This is a genomic window from Kribbella albertanoniae (assembly GCF_004348455.1).
Classification (GTDB): Bacteria; Actinomycetota; Actinomycetes; order Propionibacteriales; family Kribbellaceae; genus Kribbella; species Kribbella albertanoniae.
Genome location: NZ_SMKA01000423.1, coordinates 1 through 4,661, shown reverse-complemented (window position 1 = coordinate 4,661; position 4,661 = coordinate 1). Strand labels below are relative to the sequence as shown.

4 protein-coding genes are annotated in these 4,661 nt (G+C 68.1%); 3 read left to right on the top strand and 1 reads right to left on the bottom strand.

The window, feature by feature from the left end:
- The coding region (locus E1261_RS43265) for a sigma-70 family RNA polymerase sigma factor (protein WP_132415935.1) at window positions 1-1,000 on the bottom strand (1,000 nt) is incomplete at its 3' end.
- 271 nt (window positions 1,001-1,271) lie between these two features.
- On the opposite strand from E1261_RS43265, the gene E1261_RS43260 reads away from it, so the two are divergent.
- The 3 genes from E1261_RS43260 to E1261_RS43250 all read left to right on the top strand — a co-directional run.
- A complete protein-coding gene (locus E1261_RS43260; RefSeq protein WP_132415933.1) occupies window positions 1,272-2,126 on the top strand; it encodes a hypothetical protein in 855 nt (284 codons plus the stop codon).
- Window positions 2,127-2,289: 163 nt separating this feature from the next.
- Complete coding sequence (locus tag E1261_RS43255) at window positions 2,290-3,918, top strand: peptidoglycan-binding protein (protein WP_132415931.1); 1,629 nt, start codon at window positions 2,290-2,292, stop codon at window positions 3,916-3,918.
- A gap of 10 nt (window positions 3,919-3,928) precedes the next feature.
- A partial coding sequence (locus E1261_RS43250) for an SOS response-associated peptidase (protein WP_132415929.1) occupies window positions 3,929-4,661 on the top strand: 733 nt, incomplete at its 3' end.

Here is a 4,661-nt window from a genome sequence, read left to right as displayed (position 1 = left end):
GGGGCACAGTCGGCGGGTTGGCCGGCGGCTGGGTGGGCTGCGGCACCGACGGCTTGTCGATCGCGGCCGGGGGAGACTCGTTACCGGTCAGGGCCATGGCTGCGATCACCGCGGCCACTGCGACGACCACAACCGCACCGGCGCCGACTGCGGTCCGGGTGCTGTTCTCCGTGGCCTTGCGCCATGCGGTGACGAAGAAACCGACCAGTCCGATCTTGGTGCCGGACGCTGCGGCCAGGTAGCCGAGGCCCGCCGTACCCAGGAGGGCAGGGGCGAGCAGTGCCGGCAGAGCGCTGTTGACCTCGACCAGCTCGAGGTAGACCGCGGTGCACTTGGCGCAGTCGTCCATGTGCTCGCGGACGTTGCGGTTCTCCCGCTTGGTCAGGCCGCCGCGGACATACGCGCCCAGACGCTCGGTGGTCCAGCGGCAACGGTCCCCGGCCACATCGGCCAGGTGCTGTTGCAGATAGGCCTGCCGCAGCCCCTCACGGGCCCGGTAGGCCAGCGCGGAGACGCCGTTGGCGGTCAGCCCGAGCAGGGGAGCCACAGCGGCGGGCTTCTCACCCTCGACCTCGGTGTGCCACAGCACTGCCTGCCAGCGCTCCGGCAGGCTGGCGAACGCCTTGGCCGCCGCACCGCTCTCGAAACCGGTCACGGTCGGGTCGTCGAAGGTCTCCGGCTCCCGCTCGTACGCCGCGATGTCGTCGGTGGTCTGCACCTTCTTACCGGACCGGATCCGGTCGACGTGCACCCGCCGTACCGTCGTCAGCAGGTAGGCGCGGAAAGAGATGTCCGGGCCACCGCCGCCGCGCAGGGCGTCCAAGACCTTGGCGAACGCGTCACTGGCCAGGTCGTCGGCGTCCCCGGCCGGAACCAGCTGGCGGGCCATCCGCTCGGCCGCGTGGTGGTGCCGGCCGAACAGCTCGCCGTACGCCTCCAGGTCGCCGTTGCGGACGCGCGCTATCAGCTCGCCGTCGCTCGGCCCTTCCGGCGTCTCCATCAATCTCCCCCGTGCTCTGTCTCACTCTACTGACTCACGTTGTCACCGTGCGTCACATCGTTGCCGGACACAAGGCTCCCACGAGAGACGCGTCCACGCATCTGTTCTGACGCGGAACTGTGCCTCTTTCCTGACGAGATGACCAGCACTGAAGTTACGCGAAAAAACTTTTGGGAATCCGCGTCATGAAGTTCGGCCCCGGCTGTCTCTTCGGTGGAACGACGCTTCCGGCAACCGGTCGGGAGACTGAAGGGATGCCTTGAGGAGGGCCATGTCACTGTTCGCGGACATCCGCCGACGGTTCGACCTGCGCCCGCCGAAGTCCCTCAACCTGGCGGGGTCGCTCGCCCGGAGTACGCCGGAGGCGTCGTCCCCTGATCTGGGGTCATCAGGTGCACCGCTCGGGAGGAGGGACCCGCACGGAGCAACCAAGCACGGGGGGCAGCACGGGGGTTCGGGTACCGATCACAGCGCCTATCTCGCGATTGCCGAGGCGTTGCACGACGGTGCCGATGTCGTGCCTGCGAGTGACGAGGTCGGACGCCGGCTGGCGGCCGACGGAGTCTCACTGCTCGAGGCACTTGATGGGCTGAGTGCGCTGTACCGCTCGATCGCCGGGGGCGAGCCGGCTTTCGCCGCGGTACGCGCACTCAGTTCCAGCTGGGCCGAGGCCTCGCTGATCTATCTGCACACGCTGTCCTGCGAGGACCCGCTGACCGGGCTGTCCAGCCTGGCGCACCTGCGGTCCCGCCTGGGAGAGCTCTACCGAGAGGCGGAGTTCCGTGGAACTTCCGTACCGCAGACCCACGCACTGGTGGTTGTCGAGCCGCTCAATCCCCCGGGCACCTCGCCGTTCGAGCGCGAACTCCGCCTCGTCGACGTCGCGGAGTGCCTGCGGATCGTGTTCTGCGGCGGTGACGTACTGGGCCGCGTCGGCGCACGCCGCGCGACGGCGCTCGTCGGCCGCGACCCGAACCTGCCGGAGCAGGTCGAGACGGTACGAGCCCTGATCACCCAGTGGCGGCTGGACACCGACGTACCGCAGCTGGCCCGGGTCTGGATCGAGGGACTCCCCGGTTCGGAAGCCATGGCCGAGCGGGTGCTCGACGAACTGGCCCGCCCATAGGACCCGCGTCCGGGCGCCAACAGGGGGGCGCCCGGGCGCATCAAGCCGGCAGTGGATCGCCCATCACGGGGTGGGCGATCCACTGTCGCTTGTCTCGTCTGTAGGACCTCCTGCCGCAGTAGGCTCGCGCGGCACTGACAGTCCGCCCGAGGAGGCCCTTGTCATGTCCGATTCGATCTCTCGCCGCAACCTGCTCAAGATCGGCGGCGGGGCCGCGGCCGCATCCCTGGCCGGCGTCACACTGCAGCAAGGCGAAGCGCGGGCGGACAGCTGGAACTCCGAGCTGGTCTATCCCGGTGCCGACGGCCGGCTCGTCTACGTGCCGGATGAGCGCGGCAAGATGATCCCGGACTTCAGCTGGGCCGGCTACCGCAACGGAACGGAGTCACTGCCGTCCGTCCCGGTCGTCAAGGAGATCGGCCCGATCGCAGGCGAGCTGGACAGCACCGCCCGCATTCAAGCCGCACTCGACGACGTCGGCGCCATGAAGCTCGGACCGGATGGGTTCCGGGGCGCGCTGCTCCTCAAGGCCGGGCACTACCCGGTTGGCGGCGTACTCAAGATGCAGCGCGACGGCGTCGTACTGCGGGGTGAGGGGCAATGGCAGGACCCGTCGGCCAACACGGTCATCACCGGTACCGGCGGGGTCAGGAGCACGGTTCTCTGGATCGACGGTGCAGCCGCCGACTGGGACTCGGAGGTGGCCGGCACCCGGACCGGCGTCATCTCCAGCCTGGTCAAGACGGGGCAGCGCCGCCTCACCCTGGCCTCGACGCTCAACCTGCAGGTCGGCGACAACATCATGATCGTCCACCCGGACACCCCGCAATGGCGCGACGCGATCAACAACGGGGGCGTCCGGGACCAGCCGAGCTGGACAGCCGGGGCGTATCCGATCATGTACAACAGGTACATCCAGGAGATCGTCGGCAACGACATCGTCATCTGCGCCCCCGTCTTCAACGATCTCCGCCGCTCGTTGTCCCAGTCCTACGTCTATGTCTGGAACCGGGGCAGGGTCCTGCGCAACGTCGGAGTCGAGAACCTCCGCATCGACATGGGCGACCCGGCCCCCTTCAACGAGGAACACCCGGAGAGCTGCATCGTCGTCTCCCGCGCCGAGGACGCGTGGGTCAAGGACGCCTCCCTGCTGCAGTTCTCCAACTCTGCCGTCTGGGTGCAGCGCAGTACGCGGGTCACCGTTCAGCGGGTCCGGGCGATGGAACCCCGATCCAAGGTCGTCGGGGGGAGACGGTACAGCTTCTGCGCAGCCGGGAACGCGCAGCAGATCCTCTTCCGCGACCTGGAGGCGAACCTCGCGCGGCACGCTTTCGTCGCCACCGGAACGACCACCTGCTCGGGCAACGTGTGGCTCAACGGATCCAACCGGGACGGACGCAACGAGAGCGGCGGCCACCACCGGTGGAGCCAGGGACTCCTGTACGACAACATCAAGGAGCTCTCCAACCAGAGCGACAACCTTTGGGCCCTGGGTCTGCACAATCGTGGGGACAGGGGAGATGGGCACGGCTGGTCCTCGGTGAACAGCGTGGCCTGGAACTGCACCGTCGACGCAGGCCGGCAATTGTGCGTGCAGACTCCGCCGACCGCCCAGAACTTCGCCATCGGCACCCAAGGCATCGTCACCGGGCAGAACTGGTACACCGACCACCAGAAGGGTTACGAGTGCGGCACCAACAGGTTGGGGCTGGACCCGAGTTCCCTCTACCTGGCGCAGCTCAGGGACCGGCTCGATGCTCGTACGTCTGGAACTGTCGGGGCGGCTCGCTAGGCTGCGTCGTATGTGCGGTAGGTATGCGTCCAGCCGGAACCCGTCCGATCTCGTCGAGGAGTTCGAGATCGAGGTGGGGAACGTGCGCGAGTCGGTGGCTGATCTTGGCGAGAACTACAACGTCGCCCCGACCAACGAGGTGATCGCGGTCGTCGAGCGGAAGAACCGCGAGGTCCCCGACGAGACGATCCGCAAGCTCACCACGGTCAAGTGGGGGCTGGTGCCGTCCTGGGCCAAGGACACCTCGATCGGTTCCCGGCTGATCAACGCCCGGATGGAGACGGTCGCCGAGAAGCCCGCCTTCAAGAAGGCCTTCGCCACCCGCCGCTGCATCCTCCCCGCCGACGGCTACTACGAGTGGTACACGGCCGAAGAGGAGAAGGACGGCAAACCCGTCAAACAGCCGTACTTCATCCACCCCGCCGACGGCGGCATCCTCGCCATGGCCGGTCTCTATGAGATCTGGCGCGACAAGACCGTCGCCGACGCCGAGTCCGACGAAGCCTGGCTCTGGACCTGCACAGTCCTCACCACCACAGCCACCGACGACCTCGGCCGCATCCACGACCGGATGCCACTACTCGTCGAGCGCGACCGGTACGACGCCTGGCTCGACCCGCTGTCGTCCGACCCCGACGACCTCCTCGGCCTACTGGTCCCAGCAGCCCCCGGCCGCCTCGAGGCCTACGCCGTCTCCACCGCCGTCGGCTCCGTCCGCAACAACGGCCCCCACCTCCTAGACC